This is a genomic window from Geodermatophilus sp. URMC 62 (assembly GCF_052931475.1).
In genome coordinates this window covers 20,922-45,899 of sequence record NZ_JBRFHY010000002.1, presented here as the reverse complement: position 1 = coordinate 45,899, position 24,978 = coordinate 20,922, and the positions used below count along the sequence as shown (strand labels likewise).

General features: G+C 66.2%; 24 protein-coding genes. 12 read left to right on the top strand and 12 right to left on the bottom strand.

The annotated features are described in order from the left end of the window. Positions 1-58: 58 nt before the first annotated feature. The 5 genes from istB to ACU616_RS27005 form a co-directional block, all read right to left on the bottom strand. Positions 59-832, bottom strand: coding sequence for an IS21-like element helper ATPase IstB (istB, locus tag ACU616_RS27025; RefSeq protein ID WP_446758844.1), 774 nt, complete (start codon positions 830-832; stop codon positions 59-61). Beyond that, positions 829-2,070: an IS21 family transposase gene (istA, locus tag ACU616_RS27020; protein WP_446758843.1), complete on the bottom strand. Its 1,242-nt coding sequence runs from the start codon at positions 2,068-2,070 to the stop codon at positions 829-831. Before istA ends, istB begins: the two co-directional genes overlap by 4 nt. A 273-nt stretch (positions 2,071-2,343) precedes the next feature. Then, entirely contained in the window at positions 2,344-2,523 is a 180-nt protein-coding gene (locus ACU616_RS27015; protein WP_446761584.1) for a ribbon-helix-helix protein, CopG family, read from the bottom strand. Positions 2,524-2,725: 202 nt separating this feature from the next. Next, positions 2,726-2,920, bottom strand: a complete 195-nt coding sequence (locus ACU616_RS27010) for a hypothetical protein (protein ID WP_446761583.1) — start codon at positions 2,918-2,920, stop codon at positions 2,726-2,728. Next, positions 2,920-3,411: a hypothetical protein gene (locus tag ACU616_RS27005; RefSeq protein ID WP_446761582.1), complete on the bottom strand. Its 492-nt coding sequence runs from the start codon at positions 3,409-3,411 to the stop codon at positions 2,920-2,922. The genes ACU616_RS27010 and ACU616_RS27005 overlap by 1 nt, the downstream gene beginning before the upstream one ends. A gap of 594 nt (positions 3,412-4,005) precedes the next feature. Here ACU616_RS27005 and ACU616_RS27000 point away from each other — a divergent pair. Next, a complete protein-coding gene (locus ACU616_RS27000) occupies positions 4,006-4,266 on the top strand; it encodes a hypothetical protein (RefSeq protein WP_446761581.1) in 261 nt (86 codons plus the stop codon). A 1,271-nt stretch (positions 4,267-5,537) separates the two neighbouring features. Here ACU616_RS27000 and ACU616_RS26995 read toward each other — a convergent pair. Together ACU616_RS26995 and ACU616_RS26990 are read right to left on the bottom strand one after the other, a co-directional pair. Next, the gene (locus ACU616_RS26995; protein WP_446761580.1) at positions 5,538-5,996 is read right to left on the bottom strand and encodes a hypothetical protein; all 459 of its coding nucleotides are present in this window, start codon (positions 5,994-5,996) and stop codon (positions 5,538-5,540) included. Positions 5,997-6,033: 37 nt separating this feature from the next. Then, positions 6,034-6,711, bottom strand: a complete 678-nt coding sequence (locus tag ACU616_RS26990) for a LuxR family transcriptional regulator (RefSeq protein ID WP_446761579.1) — start codon at positions 6,709-6,711, stop codon at positions 6,034-6,036. A 686-nt stretch (positions 6,712-7,397) separates the two neighbouring features. Between ACU616_RS26990 and ACU616_RS26985 the strand changes: the two genes are divergently transcribed. The 8 genes from ACU616_RS26985 (at position 7,398) to ACU616_RS26950 (ending at position 17,750) form a co-directional block, all read left to right on the top strand. Then, a complete protein-coding gene (locus tag ACU616_RS26985) occupies positions 7,398-11,171 on the top strand; it encodes an ATP-dependent DNA helicase (RefSeq protein WP_446761578.1) in 3,774 nt (1,257 codons plus the stop codon). A gap of 43 nt (positions 11,172-11,214) precedes the next feature. Further along, positions 11,215-13,251, top strand: a complete 2,037-nt coding sequence (locus ACU616_RS26980) for a type IV secretory system conjugative DNA transfer family protein (protein WP_446761577.1) — start codon at positions 11,215-11,217, stop codon at positions 13,249-13,251. A 56-nt stretch (positions 13,252-13,307) separates the two neighbouring features. Beyond that, on the top strand, positions 13,308-13,805 hold the full coding sequence (locus tag ACU616_RS26975) for a hypothetical protein (RefSeq protein WP_446761576.1): 498 nt from the start codon (positions 13,308-13,310) through the stop codon (positions 13,803-13,805). A gap of 200 nt (positions 13,806-14,005) precedes the next feature. Continuing rightward, on the top strand, positions 14,006-14,644 hold the full coding sequence (locus ACU616_RS26970; protein ID WP_446761575.1) for a hypothetical protein: 639 nt from the start codon (positions 14,006-14,008) through the stop codon (positions 14,642-14,644). Positions 14,645-14,733: 89 nt separating this feature from the next. Beyond that, positions 14,734-15,438: a hypothetical protein gene (locus ACU616_RS26965; protein ID WP_446761574.1), complete on the top strand. Its 705-nt coding sequence runs from the start codon at positions 14,734-14,736 to the stop codon at positions 15,436-15,438. A gap of 328 nt (positions 15,439-15,766) precedes the next feature. Then, positions 15,767-16,306, top strand: coding sequence for a hypothetical protein (locus tag ACU616_RS26960; protein ID WP_446761573.1), 540 nt, complete (start codon positions 15,767-15,769; stop codon positions 16,304-16,306). Between the two features lie 105 nt (positions 16,307-16,411). Beyond that, on the top strand, positions 16,412-17,314 hold the full coding sequence (locus tag ACU616_RS26955; protein ID WP_446761572.1) for a hypothetical protein: 903 nt from the start codon (positions 16,412-16,414) through the stop codon (positions 17,312-17,314). 217 nt (positions 17,315-17,531) lie between these two features. Next, on the top strand, positions 17,532-17,750 hold the full coding sequence (locus ACU616_RS26950) for a hypothetical protein (RefSeq protein WP_446761571.1): 219 nt from the start codon (positions 17,532-17,534) through the stop codon (positions 17,748-17,750). A gap of 252 nt (positions 17,751-18,002) precedes the next feature. Here the strand turns inward: ACU616_RS26950 and ACU616_RS26945 are convergent, their stop codons facing one another. The 5 genes from ACU616_RS26945 to ACU616_RS26925 all read right to left on the bottom strand — a co-directional run bounded on the left by ACU616_RS26945 (position 18,003) and on the right by ACU616_RS26925 (position 22,804). Further along, positions 18,003-19,106, bottom strand: coding sequence for a pentapeptide repeat-containing protein (locus ACU616_RS26945; protein ID WP_446761570.1), 1,104 nt, complete (start codon positions 19,104-19,106; stop codon positions 18,003-18,005). 143 nt (positions 19,107-19,249) lie between these two features. Beyond that, positions 19,250-20,179 carry a hypothetical protein gene (locus ACU616_RS26940; RefSeq protein ID WP_446761569.1) on the bottom strand — a complete coding sequence of 310 codons (930 nt, stop codon included), beginning with the start codon at positions 20,177-20,179 and terminating at the stop codon, positions 19,250-19,252. Positions 20,180-20,277: 98 nt separating this feature from the next. Then, the gene (gene hemC / locus ACU616_RS26935; protein ID WP_446761568.1) at positions 20,278-21,225 is read right to left on the bottom strand and encodes a hydroxymethylbilane synthase; all 948 of its coding nucleotides are present in this window, start codon (positions 21,223-21,225) and stop codon (positions 20,278-20,280) included. A 9-nt stretch (positions 21,226-21,234) separates the two neighbouring features. After that, entirely contained in the window at positions 21,235-21,828 is a 594-nt protein-coding gene (locus tag ACU616_RS26930; protein ID WP_446761567.1) for an O-methyltransferase, read from the bottom strand. Further along, the gene (locus ACU616_RS26925; RefSeq protein ID WP_446761566.1) at positions 21,818-22,804 is read right to left on the bottom strand and encodes a hypothetical protein; all 987 of its coding nucleotides are present in this window, start codon (positions 22,802-22,804) and stop codon (positions 21,818-21,820) included. Before ACU616_RS26925 ends, ACU616_RS26930 begins: the two co-directional genes overlap by 11 nt. A gap of 427 nt (positions 22,805-23,231) precedes the next feature. Between ACU616_RS26925 and ACU616_RS26920 the strand changes: the two genes are divergently transcribed. Genes ACU616_RS26920 through ACU616_RS26910 form a run of 3 tightly spaced genes read left to right on the top strand, consistent with a single transcriptional unit; the run spans position 23,232 to position 24,951 of the window. Beyond that, a complete protein-coding gene (locus ACU616_RS26920; protein WP_446761565.1) occupies positions 23,232-23,621 on the top strand; it encodes an ArsR/SmtB family transcription factor in 390 nt (129 codons plus the stop codon). Further along, on the top strand, positions 23,621-24,328 hold the full coding sequence (locus ACU616_RS26915) for a cation transporter (protein WP_446761564.1): 708 nt from the start codon (positions 23,621-23,623) through the stop codon (positions 24,326-24,328). Before ACU616_RS26920 ends, ACU616_RS26915 begins: the two co-directional genes overlap by 1 nt. Beyond that, complete coding sequence (locus ACU616_RS26910) at positions 24,325-24,951, top strand: methyltransferase family protein (RefSeq protein ID WP_446761563.1); 627 nt, start codon at positions 24,325-24,327, stop codon at positions 24,949-24,951. The genes ACU616_RS26915 and ACU616_RS26910 overlap by 4 nt, the downstream gene beginning before the upstream one ends. Positions 24,952-24,978 lie beyond the last annotated feature (27 nt).

Sequence of the window (24,978 nt, the reverse complement as noted above, 5' to 3'; positions counted from 1 at the left end):
GTCAACGACGGTCGAAAGTTGACCCCCTAGCGACGGCCGAAAGTTGACCCCCTCGTGGTCATGCGTCTTCGGTGGCGGCCGCGGAGCGGCCGAGGTCTCGGTCTTTGAGCCGGTAGCTGTCGCCCTTGAGGGAGATGACCTCGGCGTGGTGAACCAGCCGGTCGATCATGGCGGCGGCGACGACCTCGTCGCCGAAGACCTCGCCCCAGCGGCCGAAGGGCTTGTTGCTGGTCACGAGCAGCGATGCCCGCTCGTAGCGGCTGGAGACGAGCTGAAAGAACAGGTTGGCGGCCTCGGGCTCGAAGGGCACGTAGCCGACTTCATCGACCACCAGCAGCGGGTAGCGGCCGAGTCGGCGTAGTTCGTCTTGCAGTCGGCCGGCGTGGTGGGCCTCGGCCAGCCGGGTGACCCACTCGGTGGCGGTGGCGAACAGGACCCGGTGGCCGGCCTGGCAGGCGCGGATGGCCAGGCCGGTGGCCAGGTGGGTCTTGCCGGTGCCGGGCGGGCCGAGCAGCAGCACGTTCTCCTTGGCGGTGACGAAGTCCAGAGTGCCCAGATGGGCGATGAGGTCGCGTTTGAGGCCGCGGGCGTGGTCGAAGTCGAACTCCTCCAGGCTCTTGCGGGCCGGGAACCGGGCGGCGCGAATCCGTCCCTCGCCGCCGTGGGACTCCCGGGCGGAGACCTCTCGCTGCAGGCAGGCGATGAGGAACTCCTCGTGCGACCAGCACTGCTCGCGGGCCCGTTCGGCCAGCCGCGGCACCGCCTCCCGCAGGGTGGGCGCCTTCAGCGCCCGGGTCAGGAACGCCACCTCCGCGTCGAGGTCCCGGCTCATGCCACGCCTCCGTCGGTGAGGCCGAGGGCGGTGTCGTAATCGCTCAGCGGCCGGATCTCGACTTCCTCGCTGGGTGGGGCCGGGCGGAGCAGCCCGACCCGGGCGGCGCGCAACGCCTTTGCCGCGGTGACGTGCTCGTCGGTCGACAGCGTCTGATGCTTGGCCCAGATCCGCTCGTGGTCGGCCACCACCCGGCCGTCGCAGAGCACCCGCACTCGCTGCAGGTCGGCGAGCACCTCGACCCGGCGGCCGATCACCGCGGGATGGGCCGAGTAGTCGTTGCCGTCCAGGCGCACGTAGTGGTCCCGAGCCAGGCGCGTGCTGGTGCGCCAGCTGGTGGCCGGAGCGACCGGCGGCAGCGGCAGCATCCGCTCCAGATCGGCGGCGATCCGCTCGGTCGGCGCGCACCCCAGCGCCCGCCGGGGACGGGTGTTCACCAGCCCCAGCCAAGCGGCCAGTTGGGCGTTGAAGTCGGCCGGGCCGGTGAACGTCCTGCCCGGCAGAAACGATCGCTCCAGGTAGTCGTGCAGCCGCTCCACCAGGCCCTTGGCTTCTGGATCGGCCGGCCGGCAGATCAGCACCTTCGTGGCCAGGGTGCCGCGGAAACCCTGGCAGTCGGCGGTGAGCTCGCTGCGGCCGCCGCGCCAGCGGCCGACCGCGCCCTCGCCGTCCCAGACCAGCACCCGCGGCACCGCCCCGAGGGCATCGATCAACTGCCACCAGCCGGTGAACAGGTCCTCCGCCGCGCGGGAGGGGATGAGCACCCCGGCCGCCCAGCGGGAGTATCCGCAGACCATCGTCAGCACCGGCAGCTGCTTGGCGGTGCGGCTCTGACCATGGCCGACCGGCAGCGTGATCGGCGGAAACCACAGGTCGAACTGGGCGATCTCGCCGGCCACGTACGCGGTCCGGGAGGCCGGGTCCGGCGGCAGATAGACCGGTCGCAGCTCGGCCACCCGCTTCTTGAGCACGGTCATCGACCGGGTCCAGCCGATCCGTTCGGCGATCACCGTGGCCGGCATCGTGGGGAACGCCTGCAGCAGTTCTCGGATCCGCGGCTCGACCTCGTCGACGATCGACGCCCGTTCGACTCGCTCGTACCTCGGTGGCCCATCGGCCCGCAGTGCCGACCGCACGGTGTTCCGCGAGACGCCCAGCACCCGCGCGATCTGCTTGATCGGGATGCCCTCGGCCCGATGCAGCCGGCGGATCTCCGCCCAATCCTCCACGGACAACACCTCGTCCCTCCCCGGCTCGGCTTGAGTCAGGGTCTCGGGAGGGGGTCAGTTTTCGAGCGTCGCGAGGGGGTCAGTTTTCAGGCGTCGTCGACACCCATGACCGAATGTCGTGCAGAGCGATTCGTGCTCCGCTACGATAAGGCTCAATTCGTTAGGTGAGCCCGCGGCCGTGGGTTTCGACTTGCAAGGATCGGTGCTACCAACACCGGTCCTTGTTGCATTTATGGGGTTGTTTAGCGCCTCAGCGCCGCGTGCGAAGACCTCCTAGGTCGGTCAGGCTGCGCCAGGGTGGCGCTCGAGGTATTCCTCCAGGGCGGCGCGAACGATTGCAGCTCGCGATTGCTTCGGGTCCTTCGCCAGCACCTCATCGAGCATCGCTCGATGCCTGTCGCCGAGGCGAAAGGTCAGAGTGCCGGCTGCGAAGCCTTCCGGTTCCTTGCGAGGACGTGCCATGGGTCGACAACGTAGATGGCTGTCTTACAAAACAGGTGGACCCTCGGCAATATCGGACAGCATTAGGTTCCTACGTACATAACTAACCATATGCACACTGCGGATTGCTTGAGCCGCTGAGAGCTTGCTTCGTCACCGGACAGCACGAAGGGCGCCTCCCTACGGAAGACGCCCTTCGTGTCGTACTGGTAGTCGGCGCTGCTCAGCTGCTGCGGCGCCGGAGGCGGACTACTGCCTCGGGGATGACTCCGATGGCGATCACCATGGCGGCGATAAAGAGCCATCCTGCATCCTTGTCCGTGGCGTCCAGGACCACGCCGATGAGCACGAACACGATGCCAACGGCAATGGTCGCCGCCAACCTCAGGCGGTACTCAGCGCGGTTCATGATCGACATCAGTCGTGACAGTAGCCGCTGCTGTCGTTGTAGACACCAACGACCGCTGGCACCCGGACGAGCGGGTTAGGCGTCGGACGAACCCACACGAAGCGAATCCTGAAGCAGTTGTTGTCCTCGGCCGCGTTGGCCAACCTGTCCATGACAACGCCGGCGCCAACGGCGCCAACGCCTGCACAGGCAGCGCTGGCAACTCCACCCAGGCCAGTTGCGGCACAGGCCGCACCGAACCCGAGGCCGGTGGCGCCCTGGATGGTGTTCGAGTTGCGGTCGACCTCGCGCGCGAGCGCCTTGGTCTCGCCGCGGCTGAGGTAGACGCTGTCGGTCACCAAGCCGCGGTCGTAGATCGCCGCCTTCGCCTCGGGGCCAGTTGCGGCCCCGGCGCTGAAGATCGCCGCTGCTGCTGCTCCGGTGGCGATCAGGCGCTTGGCCCAGGACGGCTGGTTGGTCGATTCGCCCTGCTCAGGCAGGGCGATGCTGGACAGACTCATGAGAGCCCTCGCATCTCTGTTGAGTTTCGCGATCCATCGATGTCCCGCTCAGGGACCGGCTGGTACGCCGGTCCCTGGGCGGGTGGTGCTGACACAGCGCCTTCGACCCCTGGGTTGGTTGGTCCCGTGGGAGAGCACGAGGGCTCTAGCAGGATGAGGGCTGAGACCTAGGTCGCGCAACTCGAGGCGCGTATACACGCATAGCCCCGACGGGACGAACCCGGGGGGCTAGCTCTCGCGCATGCGAGATACCGAAGTAACCAGCTTCGGCGGTGTGCGTGTTGTGTCAGCACCACGCCCAAGGGCGCGATGGTCGCGAAGCTCCGCACGAGCTGCGACGTCCCATAATTTCGTCCCCTTTCTGGTGACCTGCAATCGGAGACCCCAAATGTCAGCCGTCTAGGGAGCCACCCAGGCGTGTCGGTTACTTCGAGTAGTCAACTGCTACTTAAAGTATGGCGGCTCTCCGTATTACATTCGGCTGCTGTCTTTTGACGGACCTGCTGGCTGCTCGCGACAGAGTGGGCAGGCTTGGTGTCCCCGCAGTGGAGACGGCACATCGCCGGCCGGCTGTCCGTGGGCACACGGAGCCCCATGCACAAGCAGACGCTCATAGGCCCGCTGCTTGCGTTCCTGAACGGCGATCCATTCGTCGAGGGCGCCCGGCCGGTCCGCTGGGTCGACCTCGCGCAACAGCGCCGCCAGGTACGCCGCGGGCTGGTGGAGCTCGCGCGGCAGATGCCAGCCTCGGGTGGCGAGTGCGTCGACAACCGCCCGGTCGACGTCGCGGGGGGTCCAGCCGGCCTGAGCGAAGCGGTGCAGCGTGGGTGCCAGCCGGGGCACCGAGACGTCTGACAGCCATCGCAGACGGGCTCTCACGCCCTCGACCAGGCGCCTGGTCGCCGGATCGGGCCGACGACGCTCCCCCAGGGGAGCCTCTTGATTGTGAGCGGGCCGCGGAGCGGCCCTCGTCGTTTCGGTGGTGGCTTGAAGATGAGTTCTCCGATGGTGAGTTGAGGACCTAGCTCCGCTAGCGCTGGGTGGGGTGTCACGCTCCACAGTCCGCGGCTGTGATCTTGAACGGTGCCGGCGGGAGCACAGCGCGAAGGTGGCCGCGATGCGTCGGTGCGACGAGCCGCGGCGCCAGGCGGCGAGGCGCTCTGAGCGGGTCATGACCGAGCGGCCAGCGATCAGCTCGACGACCAGACCGAGGGCCTTGAGCACGCGTCGGGCGCGCTGGACGGTCGACAGCGACACCCGCACCAACTCGACGAGGCGGGCGTTGGTGGGCCGACAGTCGCGGCCGGTGCGGTGATCGGCGTAGTGGGCCATGCCGCGAGCGACGGCGACCACGGTGTCGGGGTCGACATGGTGGCTTCGGCAGAGGTCCCGGCGTTCGGCGAGGGCGCCGCGGACCTCACCCTCGAGCCAGTCCGTCGCGCTCCACCACGACGGCAGCCGTGCCGTCGTGCCGGGAGCAGGCTCGATGCCAGCACCGACGTGACGAGTGGTTCTTGGAAGCGCGGCCGCTAGCACCCGAATCCGGCGAAACCGCCGAACTCGTGCGTGTCGCGACCGTGTGACGGTGGCCTAAACGAAGGCATCGTCTTACGATGAGCGGGCAGCACAAAGCCTCCCAAGACTGAGGGCAGGGGATGTGTCGCCGGGGTAGGTGTTGGCAGCACCGATCCGGCATCTAGCGGTGAAGGGCGGTTCCCGTACGGGGGCCGCCCTTTCCGCGTTTAGGCGGTCTTGCCGAGCGGCAGCTCCTCCTGGTCGCGGTCACGGGTGAGCAGGTCGGCTTCGGGCACGCCATGTGCTCTGGCGAGCACGCTGGCGACGTAGTCGCTGATCGTTAGGCCGGCTTCGTCCGCGCGCTGGCGAACCAGGTCTCCGACGACACGACTGGGGCGGGTGACGATGTGGTCGCGGTCGCCCTTGCTGGGGCGACCCCCATGTCCTCGGCGAGCCATGGCTCTACCCAAGCGGATGGCCTGTTCCAGGAACAGTGCGGCACGCCGATCGCCGCGAAGTTCCTCGAACTACTTTCCTGGTTCGTCGAACCCACTCACCGCTTTCCGGACGGCTGTAGCGCTGGCCGAGGGCCACCGGGTGGTGCCGGGTGGCTAGCGGACCACGCGCAGGTGCCGCCGGAGCAGCCGGCGGCAGTAGTCCTCGGCCTCAGCGGCCGAGTGCTCCAGGTGTTCCTGCAGCTGGGTGGCCAGCCGCGCACAGGTGGCGAGGTCATCGGCGCAGGCCAGGTACTCGAGGTCGGGCAGGGGTCCGCCTCCGGCCGGGCAGATCACCAGCCCGACCTCCTCCGGGCGACGCCGGATGGTCTGGGGAACGCGTTGGCGCTCACAGATACCGCACTGCAGGAGATCGAGCGGATGCTGCTCAGCCAGGGCAGCCGCCGCGCGCTCGGCCGCTGGGCGCGGCGGGCCGGTGTGCCCGCAGCGGCACACCGCGCGCAGCCCCGCCCCGCTGAGGTGATGGCCGGCCAGCACGTGCACCACCCCGACAGCGCCCTCGGCGCTGCTATGGCTGGTGTCGCCGGCGTCCTCGCGGATGCCGCTGGCGGTCATGTCGCCGGTCATCGCGGTGCAGGGGTCGGTGCCGGGGTCACTGCAGGGTCAGCTCCCAGCCGTGGGGCCACATGGCCGTGATCCGGTCGAGCGTGTCGGCGTAGGCGGCCTCCTCGGCGTCGGTCAGGGCGAGGTCCAGGCCCGGTGGGCTGGCCGACAGGCGGGCCACGAGCAGCTGAGTGGCCTCGGTGGGCGCCAGGTCCAGCAGTCCGGCCAGACCGGCGATGCCGACGACGAACTCGGCCCGATCCGCCGGAGTGTGCCGACCGGCCAGCTGGCCGGTGAACCGGTCAGCGTAGGCGGTGAGCACATCGACCAGGTCAGGTTCCAGGCCCGGCCGGCCCAGCGCGCGGGCGGTGGCGGCGAGGATCTCGATGTCGGCGCAGGGCAGCAGGAGCACGCTGAGCGCCGTGTGCGCATGGCTGCCATCGGGACCCAGCAGCCGGCCCCGCTCAGGGCCAGGGCACTGGGTCGGCTGCAGCGCCTCGGCCAGCCGCCGCACCGCGGCCAGCGCCACTCCACCGGCCAGCGGCGCCGGCAGCCGCAGCGCCCGGCGGGTCTGTGGCGGGTCGACGGCGTCGGACTCCTCCCACGCGGCCAGGTCCCGCAGCAGTTCCTCCAGCACGGACAACACGATCAACGGTTGTCCGTCGAGATCAGCTATGAGCACCGCCCGCTGCTCGGGCCGCTGATCACCGATTGGTGCGCTGGTCATCGTGGAGTCTCCGGAAGATGCGCGGGATGCCGCGAGCACCGTGCCCGCCGGCACTGACAATCCCGAGCACGCACCGCGCGCTCAATGGTGCGGAGCCGCCCCTCCTCCGCTCGGCGATGCGCCGCACCAGACGCCGCCCACCGCATGACCTTGACGCGCCGCCTGGCTCGGACCACTTGCCCGGCGGGAGTGTGGAGGTCTCTCGGCTGCAGACCAATCCGAGGTGTGCGAGCACCGGGCGAGTAGCGCGCCCTCCCGACCATGGCCGCACGCTGGCATGCGTGTTGCCTATGGCAACCACACCAGGTGGTCCCACACGTCCACCAAGATCGGCTAAAACCGAACACCGTGAGTAGTTGGCGCGGTATAACGATCTTGGCGCGAGCGGTACTCGCGTGCAGTCCCGCCGGCGCAGCCGGCCCCGGCCGCAGGCCGGATCTTGACGCAGCGGCGCAGCCGCTGCGTCATGTGCTCTCTGCTCTTAGCTCTGTTTCCGTCGCTTTTGGCGTGTGGGTCGCACTGGGTCTTACGGGCTCGCGCGTTACGTCGCGCGCGAGGTCAACGGGTTCCTCGCTCTCGGAGTGCAGCGGACTCCTCGTCACGCTACGTAGTCCTATTTTGGGGTTTCCTCCGTATAGGAACTGTCCGTACCCTCAGCCTCTTTCACGTGCCGCGGGGAGGTGGGCATGGGCGTTCAGGGCATGAAGATGACTGGCCTGAGCGTCTTCGGCATCGCCAAGTACTTCGCCAAGCCCGAGTCCTTCGCCGCGTACTACGACACCGCCGGGCGCCACCGCAGCACGATCACCGCCGACACCGTGGTCTGGGACGGCACCCAGATCGACGGCGGCGCCGTCGAGGCCCTGGGCATCAGTCGCGAGCTAGGCATAACGGCCGGCGACCTGCCCAACCTCTTTGCGGGCAAGCACCTGCAGACCGGCGAGCAGTTGAGCCAGCGCCGCGGTGCGCCGGTCTGCGAGATCGACCCTGCCACCGGCCGGGTGGCCCGCGACCACGACGGCGCCCCCGTGCGCAAGATGGCCCACCCCCTCGATCCGATCACCGGGGAACCGGACCTCAGTCGCGCGCCCGAGCCGGTCATCGACCACTCCGGTGGAACCGACATGGCCCAGATCGTGGTGACCATGCCCAAGGGCTACGCGCTGACCATGCTCGCGGCGCAGAAGGTCAACCCCAGCCTGTTCGACGAGATGATGCGCGACTGGCACGAGGTCGTCGCCGACGCGCGGACCTTTCTGGAGGACAACGCCCGCCTCGGCAGGCGCACCATCCCGCGCGCCGAGACGACAGCCGGGGACGCCGCGATGGCGCCCACGCCGGCGGCTGCCGGTGGCACGGCGGTCGCCGTCGCACAGGCGCCGCCGGCGACGCGTCAGCAAGGCTCGAACACCGAGCGGGTGCCGGTGAAGTTGGCCATGTTCACCACCTTCCAGTGGCTCGCGCGGCCCACCGAGGAGACCGTCGCCGACGGCCGCCTGCCCGACTTCCACCCCCACGCCCATGTCTGCATCGCTCGTACCTACCTCGACCCGGCCACCGGTAAGACGGGCACGATCGACACCTACGGCCTACTCGAAGCAATCATGGCCACCAAGCTTGCCGCCTTCGTCGACGGCGAGTTGCACCGCCGGGCGACCGAGCGCGGGCTGAAGACCGTCTGCGACGACTTCGACCGCGATCGCAACGGCCGCCAGGTCTGGACGATCGAGGGCATCGATCTGGATGCGGTGCGCTACATGAGCACCAACCACGCGCGTCGCATCGCGCTGGATGCCCAGTGGGCTGCTCAGCACGAGGGCCGGGTGCCCTCGCCGGCCACCTCCAAGCGGCTGATGGCCGAGTCCAAGTTGCCCAAGGACGGCGACTACAAGGAGCAGGACTCCAATCCGGACTTCTCCCGGTGGCACGACGAGATGGCGGCCCGCGGCGTTCTGCTCGCCACCGAAGACCTGGTCACCCAGTTGCGCCAGCCCGCCCGCGAGGTACAGCGGGCTCCCCTCGAGGAGCGCGAGATCGAACTGTGGCGCCGACTCGAAGGCCCCAACGGGCTGCACCACAAGGCCTCGTCCTTCACCGCCTACGACGCCTCAGCCACCCTCTTTCGCTGCGCCGAGGGTCTGGACTTCACCCCCGACGAGCTGGCCGACTACGAGACCAAGGTCCTCGACCACACCGTCGTGCTCGCCACCCCGATCAATGGTGGCTCGGCCTACGTCGGCGCCGACGGCAAGACCTACGCACCCGACACCGTGCCGCGGGCAACTCCAGAGCACCTCGGCCGCGAGGAGAGCACCCGGTGGCGCCTGGCAGCCAAGGCCGCCGCGCAGTTCCCCGCCGCGCCCACCGCGGTGGTCGATGCTGCCCTCGCTGCTCAGCCCCGCCCGCTGGATGACGAGCAACGCAAGGTGGTCGACGCCATCGCCAGCGGCTCAGGGTTGGTCATTCTCGTTGGCGATGCTGGCAGCGGCAAGACCACCGCCATGAAGCCTGCGGTCGATGCACTGCGCACCGCCGGCGTCATCGACCAGGTGGTGGTGGTCTCTACCGCAGCACTGACTGGAAACCACACCGGCCAGAAGCTCGACGCCGATGAGTCCGGGTCCATCAAGCGGATCGTGACCCTGGCCCAAGGTGGCCACCTGCGCTTGGACCGCCGCAGCCTCGTCGTCATCGACGAGGTGGCCATGGTGTCCACCCCAGACATCGACGCCCTGCTCGAAGTGATCGGCGAGGCCCGGCTTGTCGGCGTCGGCGACCCCGAGCAGGCCCAGCCGATCGGCGCCGGCGGCTGGTTCCAAGACGCCACCGAAGTCGACCACCCCAAGGCGGTGTTCCGCTTGACCGAAGTGCACCGGCAGCGAGACGAACGCGACAAGGCTGCGAACCTCGCCATCCGCGAGGGCTTCGGCCACGCCGCGATCATCAACCTCGACAAGCGCGGCCGGGTGCATGTGAGTGCAACCCAGCAGGAGACCTGGGACCGCATCGCCGCCGACAACCGGGCGTTCCGCAACCGCGGATACCAAGCACCTGATGTGGTGGTGATCGTTCCTGGCGGCAGCAACACCACTGTTGACAGCCTCAACCGGCTGATCCAGCACGACCGCATCCGCCACGGCGAGATCCCCCGGGAGGGCTTCGCCTACGAAGCCACCTCCTCGTCCGGCCGGGCCGGCTCATGGTCGCTGCACGACGGTGACCCGATCATCTTCCTGCAGAACCAGGTGACCAGCGACGGAGTGCAGATCAAGAACGGAGCCGTTGGCACCGTCGACCACGTCGACCTCGCCACCGGCCGGGCGTCGATCAAGCTCGACGACGGCAATACAACCGCAGTCACCCTGGAGAGATCGGCACCCACCCAGCCCCTCATGCCGCGCTATGCGGTACACAACTTGAAGTACCAAGGTGCTGAGAACTCCATCGTGCAGACCGTTCCGCCGGCCCACAGCGAGAACCTCAAGCGGGATCTGTACTCAGCCAACACCCGTGCCACCGACGAGGCCCACGTCTATCTCGACCACGAGACCCACGGCGAGGACCCGAAGACCCACCTGGCCGAACTCATCGAGTCCTCTCCTCCGATCGAATCGGCTCGACGTGTCCTCGACGGGGCACCGCAGCCTGAGCCAACCGTGCTCATGAAGACAAGTCGCCGCGACCTGGTTCCAGAGACCAAGGAACACAGCCGCCTTTACCCCCTCCAACGCGTCGCTGGTGAAACCCAGGTCGACCGGGTGAAGGCCGACCCTCACCTCGCTGAGCTGAGTAAGGCTCTCGACCAGCTGCACAAGGAGGGCTACGACGCGGGTAGGACCTTGGCCAACGCTGCCCGCGGGATCGACCTCGAAGACAACGACCACCCCGCCCAGGTCCTCAACGAGCAGCTGAAGACCGCGCGGAAGGTCACGCGCGATGAGATAGAGCACCCGGAGGAAGGCCCGCGTACTCCGTACCTGGTCGGTCCCGCCGACCGTGGGCGGCCGACACCGCGCCCGCGCATGGACCCCGACCTGGCCTACGAGATTGCCCGCATGGGCAAGGAGTGGCGCCAGCCGACGCCGACCAAAGGCGGCCCCGATGGCCCAGGCGGCCCCAATAGCCCCGGCGGCCCCGGTAGTGGTGGCCCAGGTGGCGATGGCCCAGGGACCTCCGAGCAAGTTACACCTCGGTCGACGAAAATTGAGGACCGGATTGCGCGCGCTCAAGCCGCACGCAAGGAACGCGGGCAGGAAGCCGCTCGCGAGCGCGAGGGGTCGGACTCGGCTGCAAGACGCCGAGCGCTGCTCTCCCGAAAGCAGCAAACGGGTGAGTCATCCCAGGAGTTCTACGCACGCCGCACACAGGGACAGATCGAAGCTGCCCGTGAAGCACGCCAACGGCGACTCGAACAGAGCCGAGACATAAACCGCGACGACGGCATGGGTCTCGGTCTCTAAAGGATCAACCCCACCACCCCACCGATCTAGAGACGGAGCCTCTGTGGAGGTCATTGCCAACCAGGTCATCCCACCGGCGTGGGGTGGCGTGCCGCCGAATCACCGCGGCTTCGACGACACCAAGCCCTATAACTCAGTGGGCATCTACGCCACGTTCTACCGCTTCTACCGCCAGCACTGGAAGCTCCTTGCCGTGGTGACGGTGATCAGCTACCTCATCTCGACCACCTTCGGCACCCTGGTTCTCTTCCTCCTCATCGGCGCCTACGGCGCTGCGCGCGTTGAATCACTTCGGCGCTTGCACGTCACAGCCGCATGGCAGAAGAAGGCGCAAGGCGAGTACAACCGCCAGGTCTATGAGGAGTGGGCCGAGTGGATTCGGACCCGGCCCTTGAACGCCTTTGCGCGCTCGCCCCGACCCAAGGTCGATGCAGCGTCCTACGTCTCGAACCGCGGCACCATCTACATCGGTGTGGACACCACCGTGTACCAAGACCTGGTGGTCGGTGGCCGGCGCCAGTCCGCCCTCGTCGTTGCTCCCGCTGGCTCAGGCAAGACCCTTGGCATTGCCGTGCCCGCGGTCTCACTGCACCCCGGCCCGGCCGTGTTCGCCTCCACCAAGCTCGACGGCATGCGCTACACGGCGCTGCCACGAGCGAGCTCGGGGCGCCTGTGGCTTTATGACCCGTTGCACGCCGTCGACGACCACCAGCTCGACGCCATCTCACGCCAGCACGGCGGCGCTGTCCGGATCTTCCGCGCCTACTGGACGCCCCTCACCAGCGTTCTTGATTGGGACAGCGCGAAGATCACCGCCAAGTCCCTGATTGCTGCCAACCGCTACGGAACCAAGAACGACGCCAGCAGTCGCCACTGGGACCTGACAGCCGAGGAGCTGCTTGCCCCCATGCTCTTTGCCGCCTCGTTCCACCCCGACGGTTCCATGAACCTGCTGCGCGACTGGATTCGCAGCGAGAACGTCGATGAGCCCCTGGAGGTTCTGCAGGCCGCTCACGCCCGCCTGGATGGCCGCGCGCAGATGGGCACGACCCTTGCCATCAGCGCGCTCACCTCACGCATGCTCGACCGCAACGTCAAGCACGAAAGTGACGTGTGGTCGACGCTCAAGACAATGATTCAGGCCTATGAGTTCACCGGCCCGATGATGGATGCCGGCCGCCAGAACTTCGACCCTGACACCTTTGTGCGCAGCCGCGACACGCTCTACATGGCCGGCGACGCCCAGATGCAGGAGTTCGCCGCTCCTCTGTTCGTCTCGCTGATCGATTCGCTTTACCAAGCAACGACGCGCTACGACCGGGTCTCTCCGTTTGAGACCCACGAGCGCGGACCTCTTCTGTGCGCACTCGACGAAGCGCGCAACATCGCACCAACCCCGTATTTGTTCCGGTACCTCTCCGAGGGCCTCGGACAGGGCTTTCAGACCATGGTGTTCCTGCAGTCGCTCTCCCAAGCCGAGGCCGTGTGGGGCCGCGAGGGTCGCTCGATCACCGACTTTGCCAACATCAAGGTTCTCTTCGGCGGAATCTCAGACCCAGCAACACTGGAAGCCTTCAGTGTCTTGAGCGGTGACTACGACCGCGAATACGTCACGTACTCGACAAATACGTCCGAGACGCAAAGCTACGGCACGAGCGAGCAGATCACTCGTACTTATGGCGCTGGCTGGCCCAGCAATTCCCGCTCACAGGGCTCCAACTCCGGCGAATCGTTCACCGCCGGCACCAGCGAGACGAGGAACGTGCACAAGGAACGCCACTTGACCCCCGGCGACCTTGCCTCGCTCAACGCTGGTGAAGCCCTTGTCGTGATCGGGTCCAAGTGGCAGATCGTGAAAGTCGGCGGCGACCTCATCGGAAAGTGGCTGCAGATTCTCACCAGCAACACCCAGCTATACCCAACGAGCCCCCCACGCGAGCTTCCCCGCCGCGTGCCGGCACTTCCGGCAGCTGCTCCGGCGACCACCCCTCCCGTCGTGCAGTCCGCCATCCTGCCGCCCCCACCGCGGCAGCTGCGCATGGTTGCAGACGACGATGATGCAGTGCCATCGGCTGGCTGAGCCGCCGTGACTACCGCAAACACGCCGTATTGGAAATGTCCCAGGATCACGAGAAGATGACCACCATGCCATCAGACCGACTCCCCCCAGACGAACGCCCATCGTTTGTGAAGAATCCTCTGCGCGTCACCTCGCGCAAGGTTCCGACCGAGAAGGACAGCAAGCTAAGCGTCACCGCCGGATGGAACGGCAACGTCGAGTCCTACTGGTTCATCGTGCGGTGGACCGAAGACATCGGCGCGGAGATCAAGGCCGATGACGTGTACCACGAAGGCGGCTACCCCTGGGGCCACATCACCGACATTGCGACTCTGGCAGCGGACCTCATCGGTGAACTCGACATGACCTCTCCCGCACTACCCCTCGTATTTGCCGAGCTTCTCGCGGACAAGTCCATGGACATGGCCCAAGCCCTCTACTACGAAGCACCTCACCGCAACGAGCACGTCTTGGACCTCATCGCCAAGACGCTCGACAACGACTTCACCCCTGTTATCCCGCCGGGCGATGCACCTCTACCTCGTACCCGCGGTCAGTACTGGATTGGTGAATAGAGCGCGTAACGAACTACTTGCAGCTGCCCGGCGAGACGGCTCTATTGTCACCCGTAGTGGCACCGTCCGCCCCAAGGTATTCCAGAACGGTCACGCAGAACGAGAACTCGAGGGTCGACAGTGGGACAGGCGAGACGGCACCTTTCCACGGGACCCAGCGCTACAGTTCCGCGACCCGTAAGCCTAGGAGAAGCGCGACCGTGAAATTGATCATCGCCGGCGTGGTGCTGGGCGTCCTGGCACTGCTGTCTATCCCGTCGTACAACAAGGCGACGGAACACCAAGAGTCCGGCTACATCATCTGGACCGATTCGCCGCTCAACATCGTCTCAATGGAACGAGTGTTGGACACGACACAATCCCTTGTACCGTTCTACGTCGGCACTGTCGAATGGACGCGCACTGAGCAGGTGCGCATGGTCGATTGCGGTTCGGTACTGAACGAGATAGACCCGGCCGTGGTGTATGACGGCGAGCGGACCGAAATCCCGATGCGCTTGGAGGGAATCAAGTACGAAGCAGACACCCGGGACGAGGCCATTCAAATGGCGATGGCCGGGCAGTCGGGGATGAATGCCGTGGAGGGCGAAGGCGAACATCGCGGTGGCCCGGACGACGAAGCGGCGCTGTATGCGTACCAGGAGCCCATCTGCCGTGACGAAATGTACGCACAGAAGTGGGAGACCTTCATCACCAATCCGATTGGTTGGCTGGTCATCATTGTCGTCGGCGGGGCACTGCTCGGCATGATGGCCGGTGGCGGAGGTGGCGGCGGTACCGTCGTCGGCACGCTGACCCGGAACGTGTTCAGCGGAGGGTGGACGTTCCGAGGTCGGTAGCCGTAACGCGGAGGAACCCCTGGCCGCAATTGGGAGGGGGTCACTTGTGGATCAGCAGCACGACCCCGTCCCTCACCGACAGGAGACCTGTGAGCACCGCCCACCTGACTGCCCGCGCCGCCAACGTCGCCGCCGCCGTAGTGCTGCTAACTGCCTGCGCCGGCGGTAACACGACCGACACCGAGTCCTCTGGCCCGGCCCTGCCCTCACCGAGTGAAGAGGCCAATACCAAAGCCACGCCGACCGACACAGAGTCCTCTGGCCCGGCCCTGCCCTCAGCGAGCGAGGAGGGCACCACCGAAGCGACACCGGAGGACGCGCAGGAGCCCGGACCGGAGATCAGCCCTCGGGGCAACCGGGTGGCCGCGCTCGGAGAAGAAGTACCGCTGGCCGCCGAAGGCGACACCGTCACCGCCACCGTCACCATCGACGACGTCACCGTCGACGCACCCTGTACCGGCGACTACCCGGCGCAGGACGGGCCGGAGAACGGACACTTCGTCCGCCTGGACGTGCGCGCCGCCACCGTGCCCACCGACTACCCCGGCGCGGTCAGTGACGTCTCGTTCAACAACAGCTACATGAGCTTCGTCGGCCCCGACGGGGTGACCTTCAACGGGCAGCTAGGCACCTTCTCAGCGTTCAGCTGCCTGGACGAGAGCGAGCAGCTGCCCTCCACCCTGGGGCCGGGCCAGCAGTTCGCCGGGTCGATCATGATCGACGTGCCGGCCACCTCCGGCACGATCATTTACGAGAACCTTACGGGCGGCAGCGGCATCGAGTGGGGGTTCTGATGACCACCCCCACCGATCCAACCAACCCCGCCGCCAGCTCACCGGGTTAGTCGTCGGTGCCAGTCAAGAACAACGCCGCCCACCTCCGCGGGGCATCCCGACCCGCGCCTCCCTCGGCGAGGCGCCCCTGACCGACGAGTCTCTCGGCGAGGAGCAACGGGACAGCGCGCTACATGCGGACACGATCCGATGGGTGGGACGAGCCGCCTCACGACGAATCTCCACCAACCTGAGCGAAGAACGCTCTCAAGAGGTCCCGGCGATCCCGCCACGGGCTGGTTGATGAAGGACGTACCCTTAGAGCACCAACGATTCGGGGAGTATATCCATGCCATCGGGATTCAAGATCAACCAGCAAGGCATTGCTCAAATGAAGCGAGAAATCGAGCGAGAATTTGCCAAGGATGGTGGAGTACGCATCCCCCTCAACGCCGACAGCTCCGACGTCGCTCGTGCCGCCGCGACCTACAACACCTACTACGGTCCGGTGGTGCACTCCAATGGCCACGGGGTGCAGATCGCCTTCGGGAACGAACACGTCACCCAGAACCAGGTACAGACTGAGCAGGTAACCCCAGGCTTCGAGGAACTTGCCCGAGCCGTCGGGCTCCTGACGAGCCAACTTGCAGAAGCTCCGCTAAGTGACGAGGAGCGCGCTACTGCTGCAGAAGCCGGCAATGACGTCCTAAACGAGGTCGTCAAGCCCGAGCCGGACCGCTCCTCGATCCGCAAGGGTCTCGCCGCCCTCAAGGGAGTCCTGGCACCAATAGCCGCTGGCATGGTGACTGGAGCAAGCCAGGCCGCCAGCGCCGACGCTCAGCAGTGGGCGCATGAGGGGCTGCAACTGCTTCACGGCGTCGTCTTCTAACTCGCCCTGCGCCGGGTAAGACGCCTGGCCGAACGCGCCGGTCAACCCGTAGATAAAGGAAGTTATCTAAGGGTCTTGTCACACCCGGAGGTACTGTCCGGAGTCGTGACTGAGGCAGCCGACGACGAGACCGGAGAGGTCTCCGCCCTTGTCCTGCGCACCCTGTCCTCGGGGGTCGATCCGGGACCTTGGCCGCAACCTCTTCCGCGGACGGTCGAGACGGCCCTCGAGTGGCAGAACACCGGCGCGCATGCGACGTGGTCCGAGATGCACGGCGCTACCCACCGGCTGCCGAAGGGGCGACTGTCCGAACTCATCGGACGAATCGCCGCAACCGGCGAGCAGCTCGGGCTTGCTTGGACCTGCGAGCAAGACATGCGCCTCTGGCGGAGCCCGAACGCACCCAAGGGCGACCGCTTCTCGGTCTCCGCGCGGGCACTGGCTGAGATTACGGGGTACTACGCGATCAGCGCTGGCCATGGCCTTGCCAACGTCACGTTGCGCACGCTCCTAGTTCACTCCGGCGCAGCGGCCGTCATCAACCAGGACAAAAAACTCAAGGAAGCCAAGGGTTTTGCGCCGTTTAGCACCCGTCCCGACGCCTGGGTATCACTCAACAAAGGCTTGGCGAAGCTGCTGCAAACCGCCGCTGCGGCTGCTGGAGAACCCACAGTCGATCGCATGGCCGACAGCGTTGTGGCCTTGACCCAAGACCCACGCTGGGTCGCCCTAACTAGCCGGCGTCACGTCGACTTCCACCGCTGGCGACCCCAGAGCGTCGCCGGTGGCGTAGCAACCTTCAACCCCTGGGAGCAGGCCGCCGACGGGAGCAGCAAGCTCACGATGTACGGCACCAGCCAGCACCAGCCACCGAACGCTGAAGCCCTCGTACACGAGGCATCGGCGGGACTCGCGGCGCTGGCCGAGGTCATGAGCGACTGGATGACCGCCTGGCCTGGTGCACTTCGCGAACTCGGTGTGCCCCTCTTCAAGGAGACAGCGCCATGACGCTCATCCCCACCGCCGCGGTGATCAAGTACACCGAAGCACGAAAAGCCGTCAAGCAGTCCTGCCAGAGAGCCGAGAGCGCTCCCCGCCTCTGGACCTCTAGCTCTCAAGAGCCATATGGATGGGGTGTCACACCCCATCGTCATGCTGGAGCTGGTAACTGAACCCGTCGTAGGAGGAGCGGTCGCCATGGTTGTCAGACGCCAGGAGGTATGCGATGGAGCTGCTGAACGACGTATGGGAAAGCAGAGATTTCCCCGTCCTCCGGGAAGTGGTGCGCCGGGCCGACGTGGAGCCGACAGGTCTGTATCTACCGGTGAGTGAGGTGGAGGAGGCGGCTGGCCTGAGCCATGACGACGTTCAGAGAGCAGCGTGGTGGCTGCTGCGCGCGGGACTCGTCCGGGTTGACGTCCTCGACGCCCTCATCACAGCCTGACCGCCGAGCAGACCCGACGACCGACCAGCGGATTTAGGACTTTGCACGAGCCCTGGTGTCGATGACGGTTGCGGCCGCGAAGGGGTGACGGGCAAGTTTCACGCTGAAAGGACGACGCTGGAGTTATTGAACGGCTGCTTTACCCGCGCGCCCCGTGCAACCCTCGCACGTGTCTGACGCTCGCCGAGAACGGCTTTCCATCGACCAGCTTGTGGCGAGCCGCCGAGACCCATCGGGAGGGAGCCCCGCCACTCAGGTCTGTGGAGGGTTGAAAGGAGGCAAGGGCCGGGGTCTTGGAAGGCCGTACACCGGCCTATCGGGGACGACGGGCCGCGGCTGGCCCTCCACCCATTCAATCTCGTCGTTGTACACAGAGTACGCCCATTGCTCTTCGCTGAGGGACCCACGAGTCATGGTCGCTCGAAAGAGAATGGTCCCGCGTAAATCTGCCCCGTCGAGATCGGCGCCGGTCAGGTTCGCCCATGAGAGGTCCGCCTTGATCAGGTTAGCCCCTCTTAGGTCAGCACCAATTAGGTTGGCCCCCGCGAGCCAAGCGCCGGTCAGGTCTGCCCCGATGAGGTAGACGTTGGTCAGGTCTGCGCCTTGAAGGTTGGCGTCATTCAGACTCGCCTTGTATAGAGAGAAGCCAGTGAGCTTGGTCCCCCTTAGATCAATGGGAGGTTCGCCCCATATGGTATGCCGGCGGCCGAGCACAGTGAGGACCGCCTGCACGTCCCCGGCGGGGTGATCCGGGACCGACGGGGACGTTCCGTCAGTAGGAGTATCTGGCGAGGTGCGGGGAGCGTGTACGCGAACGAAGGCGGCGAGGGTCTCCATGATCGTCGGCTGGTCCGCCGGGCTGTCACGCATGAGCCGCTCCAAGGCATAGATGCCGCCGAGGCGGGCCTCAATCTTCTCGCTGGCAAGTTGGTCGACGGCCTTGGAGTAGCGGTCGGTGATATGCCCTTCTCGGCTGAGTCGGTACGTGCGGGCGGTGTAGGCCAAGCCACCGGCGGCGCCGATGGCAGCGAGCAAGGCCACCAACCCTGTGCGGGTGCCAGTAATCGCCTGATGTCGCTCCGCTGCGTCTATCAGGAGGGGATGTCGGGTGAGCAGCGACGGCAAGACCCACACGACGAGCACGAGGACGGCAACGGCGATGACTCCGAGGTAGCTCAGAACGAGCTGGTGCCGCCGCTGTAGACGTTGGCGTACACGCTGGTGCCAGGGAGGGAGCGGCCGCCAATGGTGGTAGGGGTCTTGCACCCCTTCTGGCCGCTCCGGCACCAAGGCGAGCAACGCCCCGGCCACAACGAGGGCCAGTACCAAGCCGGCAGCGATCAACCAAGTGCTCACGACGAGAGTGTGTCGTTCGCCAGCCGGAGAAGGTCGCACCAGCGGGCATCATCGTCGGCGTAGTGCGTGTCTGAAGCCGCCTAAGGGCAAAGGTTGCCGGTCGTGGTACTAGGCAGCTTTGTTCCGCGGGTCGTGGGGTCTGGTCAGTCTGCCAGCGTGTAAGCCAGCTCGCCGCTGATCAGGTGCCCCACCATGTCCTGCAGAGGGCCGGCCATCTCGTTCACCTTGGTCGCCGGTGGCCGTGCGGCGTGCCCGTGCACGAGCGCGCTGCGCAGTTCGTAACACTCGGTGAAGAAGGCGCCTGGTCTGAGCCCCTTGTACCGTCTGTCACCGAGCCCGGACACAGTTCGCCTGCCTGCTTGAGATATCGACTCGCTGCGCAGCCACTCCAGACTTCCGACGATGGAGGCCTTCTCGTTGTCAGGCAGCGTGGCCACGTTGGTCGACCGGATCATCTCGTCGACATGCGCGCGGACCTCCGGAGCGCGCGATCGAGGTTGAATCAGGGTCTCCAGCGCCATCATTAGCATCAGGAACCGGGCATCGGCGGAGGGCTGGAAGAAGGAGCCGCTGTACAGCTCGAACGCCAGCATATGCAGGTCATCGAGCCGCTCCCCGCTTAGGCGGGCCAGCCGCACAGCCTCCTCAACCTGCGGTTTGTACCGACCCACAACAGCCTGTGCGCTACTCGCTATGAAGCGTGGCGGCGGGTAACACTCGAAGACCTGCACTCCTGACTCGTCATTCAAAGGCTGGCCGATGTAGAAGGTCATCTGATACCAACGCAGACCCTCCGCGCTCAGCCTTCCTTCAAACGCCCTGCTGCCGTAGTCCGCACCGATCGAGTATCGCGCAAATGCCCGCGTGATAATGGACTGCCATAGCTGGCCCGCCGAACTCGCCTCGACGGCCGTCGAGTAGGGGCCTCCTCGCAGCTGCATCGACGCAGCGTCTTTGAGCGGCTCCCCCTGATTTAGCGACCTCAGCGTCACTGGGGTCTCTGCCGGGTTCGTAAGAGCCCATTCGACCTCGTCCGTCTCGATCCTGACGGTGGGGCTGATCCGGAACCGCACCCGAAAACACCAAGTGTCACCCACGGGTGCCGTCCCCTTCAGCCCTCATACGTTCCCTGGTCGCAGTGACCCGAGTTGCGTCGACCGATAGTCGTAGCTCAAGGCGCGGAGGCGTCGATGAGCTTCCTGGCGCCTTGACCCAGTAGGTCCGCAGCAACCGACCGCCCCAAGTCCTCGGCCTGCTCAATGGGCCCCGCCTGATCAGCCGCGATCAGCGCGCTGCCATCTTCGGAGAAGACCTGTCCGCGCAAGTGGAGCGCACCGTCGACAGACGCGGCTGCATGGCCGGCTATCGGACTGTTGCAGTGTCCCTTTAGCGCATAAAGGAGCGTCCGCTCGGCCTGTACCACCATTGCGGTTGGGTGGTGGTTGAGCGAGCGAAGAATATCAAGGGTTTGAAAGTCATCCTCGCGGCACTGCAGAGCTAGAATTCCCGCCCCGATTGGAGGAAACATCGTCTCTAGCGACAGGATCTGGGTCACCCGCTGGGCCATGCCAATCCGGCATAGACCGGAGTATGCAAGGATTAACGCGTCGAAGTCCCCGCGGTCCAGCTTGCCGAGACGGCTATTGGCGTTTCCCCTTATGGGCACTGTCTTAAGCTGAGGGAAGTAGCGATGCAGCTGGGCAATGCGGCGAACCGAGGATGTCCCGATAACAGACCCCGTGGGCATGGCAGCAAGCTGGAGCTTGCCGGGATGGATTAGAGCGTCACGGACGTCATCGCGTTCTAGGAAGCAAGCGAATCGAGTCCCCGCTGGTAGGGGACGATCACCGGGGACGTCTTTGAGGCAGTGGACGACCACGTCGACCGTCCCCGCGACTAGGGCCTGGTCGAGTTCCTTGGTGAAGGCTCCCTTACCACCCAGCGCGGACAGGTTCCCTTGCCAGCGATCCCCGCTCGTGGTCAGCGCGACTACCTCAACTGCCACCTCCGGCTGTGCGCCGGCTAGCTCAGCCTTCAGCCGCTCAACTTGAGCCAGGGCCATCGGCGACGAGCGCGTGCCTACGCGCAGGCTAGGCGAGGCATCCGGTGACCTGCTCACCCCAGAAGCCTAGCTCTCCGGACAGGCGCGCTTGGTAGCGACTACAAGCCCGGAAGCCCATGCCATGGGTGTCGCTATCAGCTCGCCGATGCCGGGTAAGCGCTCGAGGAAGCCGTCCACACGCTGCTGATGGTCTTCTGGCCACGTTGGCTGAGGAAGCAGGTCGTCGCCGACGTAGAGCGCACCTGCTGCAAGATGCCGGAGGAAGACGTCCAGCCGTTGGAACTTCCCAGGCCGGCAGTCGACAAAGGCCATGTCAAATGGCGGGCCCGCATACGCGTCGATCCAGGCAGCAGCATCGGCCACCTCGAACGAAACTCGCGGATCCGACCCGAGGTGTCTCCGCGCGATCCGCTGAGTCGAGTCGCTAACATCAATCGACAGCAGCTGGGAGTCCAGAGTCATCCCGTGCAGCAGCCAGGAAGATCCGGCTCCTGCACCGGTCCCGAGCTCTATGAACCGGCCACCGGGCTTAGAGGCCGCAAGCGTCGCCAAGAGTGAGCCGGTACGCGGGTCACAGGACATCGCGAACCCAACCTGCTGGGCATCAACCGTGATCGAGGCCAGCCCTGTAGGAAAGCTATATGGCTCGTCATTCACCACTGGCACCTCCCTCGACAAGGGTGCGGGCCAGCTCCTCGGCCGCGTAGGTGAGGATAAGGTCTGCTCCGGCGCGTTTGAGAGCTGCGTGGTACTCCAGCGAAGCGCTGCTACCCATGGCTTGCAGCGCCGCGTACTCGCCTGAAGTCGAATACGCGATGATCGGGACATTGACGTTTGTTCGCAGCTTGACGAGCACGTCGACAGCTGACATGACCGGCTGCAATGTGAGGGAGTCTGCCCCCTCCCGAAGCCACATCTCTGCCTGCTGTAGAGCTCCACGATCCGCATCCTGCTGCTCAAGCTGGAGTCCGCGACGATGCCCTCGGGCGGGATCGGTGCCCATGAGCGCCTTGAAAGGTCCGTATAGGACCGAGTGAATTGCGACATTGGGACAGACGCCGACATCGGGCCTACTCGCGGCGTTGAGGGCTTTGCGCACAGCCCTGACGGAGCCGTCGAGCATGGCCGTAGGTGACACGATGTCCGCACCGGCCTCTGCGTGAAGCAGGGCCATCGACGACATCAGCTCCAGGGTCGCCTCAAGGTCGATCTGGCCGCTCGTGCTGAGGAGCGTGCAGTCACCATGACTCGTCCACGAGCAACCGCACACTTCGGTGGTGATCACCATCTTGGCCGAGGCTGCCCGGGTCTCCTCGATAGCCTGGGTCATCAGGTTGCCGGGGCGCACAGCTGCCGCGGCTCGCTCATCCCGGTCAGCGCCGGCGACGAAGATCTTGACTCCCCTGATCCCCAAGGCAGTCCACCGCCGGATCACCTGCTGTATGTCGCCGAGAGCCACTGCTCCGGGTAGTGTCGCCGGGCCAAGAGCCTGCGGCTGGACGAGCAGCGGTGCGGTCAAGTCTCTCGGCATGAGCCGAGGGCGGCTGTACAGGGCCCGCACCGAGGCTCGAGCGCGGCGCGGGTTAACACCGATCAGCTCGGCGGCCAACTCCGAGGCCTCACTCAGCGCGCTCATCGTTTTACCTCCGCAGCCCGCAACACGACCGCATCACAGGAGCATGGCAAGCGCCAAGAGCGCAATGGGCCCACCAACACGCTGTCCAGGAGCCGGTGAGTCTCCGTCTGGGCCGCCCCTCGGGCGCCGAGTACAACGCCGCTAAAACGGCAAACCGGCACAACATAAAGGGATTCTGTTGTGGGACCGAACCGACCCGACGGACGACGCCTGCCCGACCGCGTCGACCCCCGCTGGGCTGCCACCTCCCCGAGCGTGTTGTGCTCACCCCCGGCGGACGAGGTAGGCAAGCGCCGGAGCGAGTCTCGTCGAGGGCAGGACGTAGCCCATCACGGTCTTCTCCGACACCCGCAGATAAAGGACATTTTCTGCGGGTCGCCAAGATCCCACTTGACTCCTGCGGCGAGTATGTCGATAACATCGCTATATGGCGATGAAAGCAGAGAACACCGAAGCTGCCGCTCCCCGGCTGGAGACCTCTGGCCTGTCGCCAGCGGCGTCGTTGTTCCACTCGCTGTCGGACCCGACCCGCCTGGCGATCCTTCGCCACCTCTCCCTTGGCGAGCACCGCGTCGTCGATCTCACCGAGCACCTCGGCCTGGCGCAGTCCACGGTTTCCAAGCATCTGGCCTGTCTGCGCGACTGCGGCCTCATCGAGTCCCGCCCCGTCGGCCGCGCCTCCCTGTTCTCTCTCACCACGCGCGCCGAGCTGCTCGAGTTGCTCGGCGCCGCTGAGCGACTGCTGGCCCTCACCGGCGATGCCGTCGACCTTTGCCCGACCTACGGCTCGGCAGCGCGCGAAGGAATCAAGGAGTGATGACCACCGTCGTAGCAGCTGATCGCCGCGAGCTTCTGTCCCGGCGCATCCGCTTCCTCGTGGCCGCGACGATCACCTACAACGTGATCGAGGCCGTCGTCGCGATCACCGCGGGCACCGCGGCGTCGTCGTCGGCGTTGATCGGCTTCGGGCTGGACTCGGTGATCGAGGTGTCCTCGGCTCTGGCGGTGGCCTGGCAGTTCGCCGGCCGTGACCCCGAGGCTCGCGAGAAGGTGGCCCTCAAGGTCATCGCCGTCTCGTTCTTCGCACTGGCTGCCTTCGTCACCGTCGACGCACTGCGTTCGCTGCTGGGATCGGGCGAGGCAAAACACTCGACGGTCGGCCTGGTGCTTGCCGCGGTGAGCCTGGCGGTCATGCCGTTCCTGTCCTACGCCCAGCGCCGCGCGGGCCGTGAGCTTGGTTCGAACTCGGCGGTGGCGGACTCCAAGCAGACACTGCTGTGCACCTACCTATCTGGTGTGCTGCTCGTCGGCCTGGCGCTGAACAGTCTCTTCGGCTGGTCCTGGGCCGACCCGATTGCCGCCCTGGTCATCGCCGCCGTTGCGCTGAAGGAAGGCCGCGAGGCCTGGCGGGGCGACAACTGCTGCTCGCCAGCCGAGGCCCTTTTCGCAGGAGGACACGGCGCCGCGGACAGTTGTGGCTGCAAGCCGGGCTGTGACTGCTGCGGACCCAAGGACGCGTCATGACGGTCGCGGCCCTGGCGATCTACCTGGTGGGCCTGGCCGTTGTTTTCGGGGTCCGTACCTGGATGCAGATCCGCCGCACCGGCTCGTCAGGCTTCAACGGCATCTCGGGCAAGCCTGGATCGCTGCGCTGGTGGGCCGGCGTCTCCTTCATCGCTGCCCTCGTCCTCGAACTTGCTGCGTTGATTCTGGCCGCTGCGGGTGCGGTGGCGCCGATGCAAGGGATAACGGCTGTCGCGGCCTTCGGTGTGGTCCTCGCGCTGGTCGGCTTCGTCGCGACCCTGGCCGCTCAGACCGGCATGGGCGCTTCCTGGCGAATCGGGGTCAAAGAGACAGAGCGCACCGAGCTGGTGACCACTGGAGTCTTCGCCCTGGTCCGCAATCCGATCTTCACCGCGATGGTCCTGGCCCAGTTGGGCCTCACCTTGATGGTGCCCACCTGGCTGTCGGTGATCGCCCTCGTTGCGCTCATGACGGCCGTTGAGTTGCAGGTGCGACTCATCGAAGAGCCCTACCTGCTCGCCACCCATGGCGGCGACTACCAGCGCTACGCCGCCCGCACCGGTCGCTTCGTCCTTGGCATCGGGCGCCTTCAGCCCACAACTGAGATGGAGAACGTCAAGTGAGCGCGGGCCATGATCACGCAGGCGGTT

Excerpts from the sequence above, each read along its gene's own strand:
- ACU616_RS26990 (WP_446761579.1), bottom strand. The coding sequence starts at position 6,711 with ATGACCAGCGCACCAATCGGTGATCAGCGGCCCGAGCAGCGGGCGGTG.
- ACU616_RS26985 (WP_446761578.1), top strand. The coding sequence starts at position 7,398 with ATGGGCGTTCAGGGCATGAAGATGACTGGCCTGAGCGTCTTCGGCATC.
- ACU616_RS27005 (WP_446761582.1), bottom strand. The coding sequence starts at position 3,411 with ATGAGTCTGTCCAGCATCGCCCTGCCTGAGCAGGGCGAATCGACCAAC.
- ACU616_RS26915 (WP_446761564.1), top strand. The coding sequence starts at position 23,621 with ATGACCACCGTCGTAGCAGCTGATCGCCGCGAGCTTCTGTCCCGGCGC.
- ACU616_RS26910 (WP_446761563.1), top strand. The coding sequence starts at position 24,325 with ATGACGGTCGCGGCCCTGGCGATCTACCTGGTGGGCCTGGCCGTTGTT.
- ACU616_RS26950 (WP_446761571.1), top strand. The coding sequence starts at position 17,532 with ATGGAGCTGCTGAACGACGTATGGGAAAGCAGAGATTTCCCCGTCCTC.
- ACU616_RS26925 (WP_446761566.1), bottom strand. The coding sequence starts at position 22,804 with ATGAGCGCGCTGAGTGAGGCCTCGGAGTTGGCCGCCGAGCTGATCGGT.
- ACU616_RS27015 (WP_446761584.1), bottom strand. The coding sequence starts at position 2,523 with ATGGCACGTCCTCGCAAGGAACCGGAAGGCTTCGCAGCCGGCACTCTG.
- istB (WP_446758844.1), bottom strand. The coding sequence starts at position 832 with ATGAGCCGGGACCTCGACGCGGAGGTGGCGTTCCTGACCCGGGCGCTG.
- ACU616_RS26975 (WP_446761576.1), top strand. The coding sequence starts at position 13,308 with ATGACCACCATGCCATCAGACCGACTCCCCCCAGACGAACGCCCATCG.
- ACU616_RS26995 (WP_446761580.1), bottom strand. The coding sequence starts at position 5,996 with ATGACCGCCAGCGGCATCCGCGAGGACGCCGGCGACACCAGCCATAGC.
- ACU616_RS26920 (WP_446761565.1), top strand. The coding sequence starts at position 23,232 with ATGGCGATGAAAGCAGAGAACACCGAAGCTGCCGCTCCCCGGCTGGAG.
- ACU616_RS26960 (WP_446761573.1), top strand. The coding sequence starts at position 15,767 with ATGCCATCGGGATTCAAGATCAACCAGCAAGGCATTGCTCAAATGAAG.
- ACU616_RS27000 (WP_446761581.1), top strand. The coding sequence starts at position 4,006 with ATGCACAAGCAGACGCTCATAGGCCCGCTGCTTGCGTTCCTGAACGGC.
- ACU616_RS27010 (WP_446761583.1), bottom strand. The coding sequence starts at position 2,920 with ATGTCGATCATGAACCGCGCTGAGTACCGCCTGAGGTTGGCGGCGACC.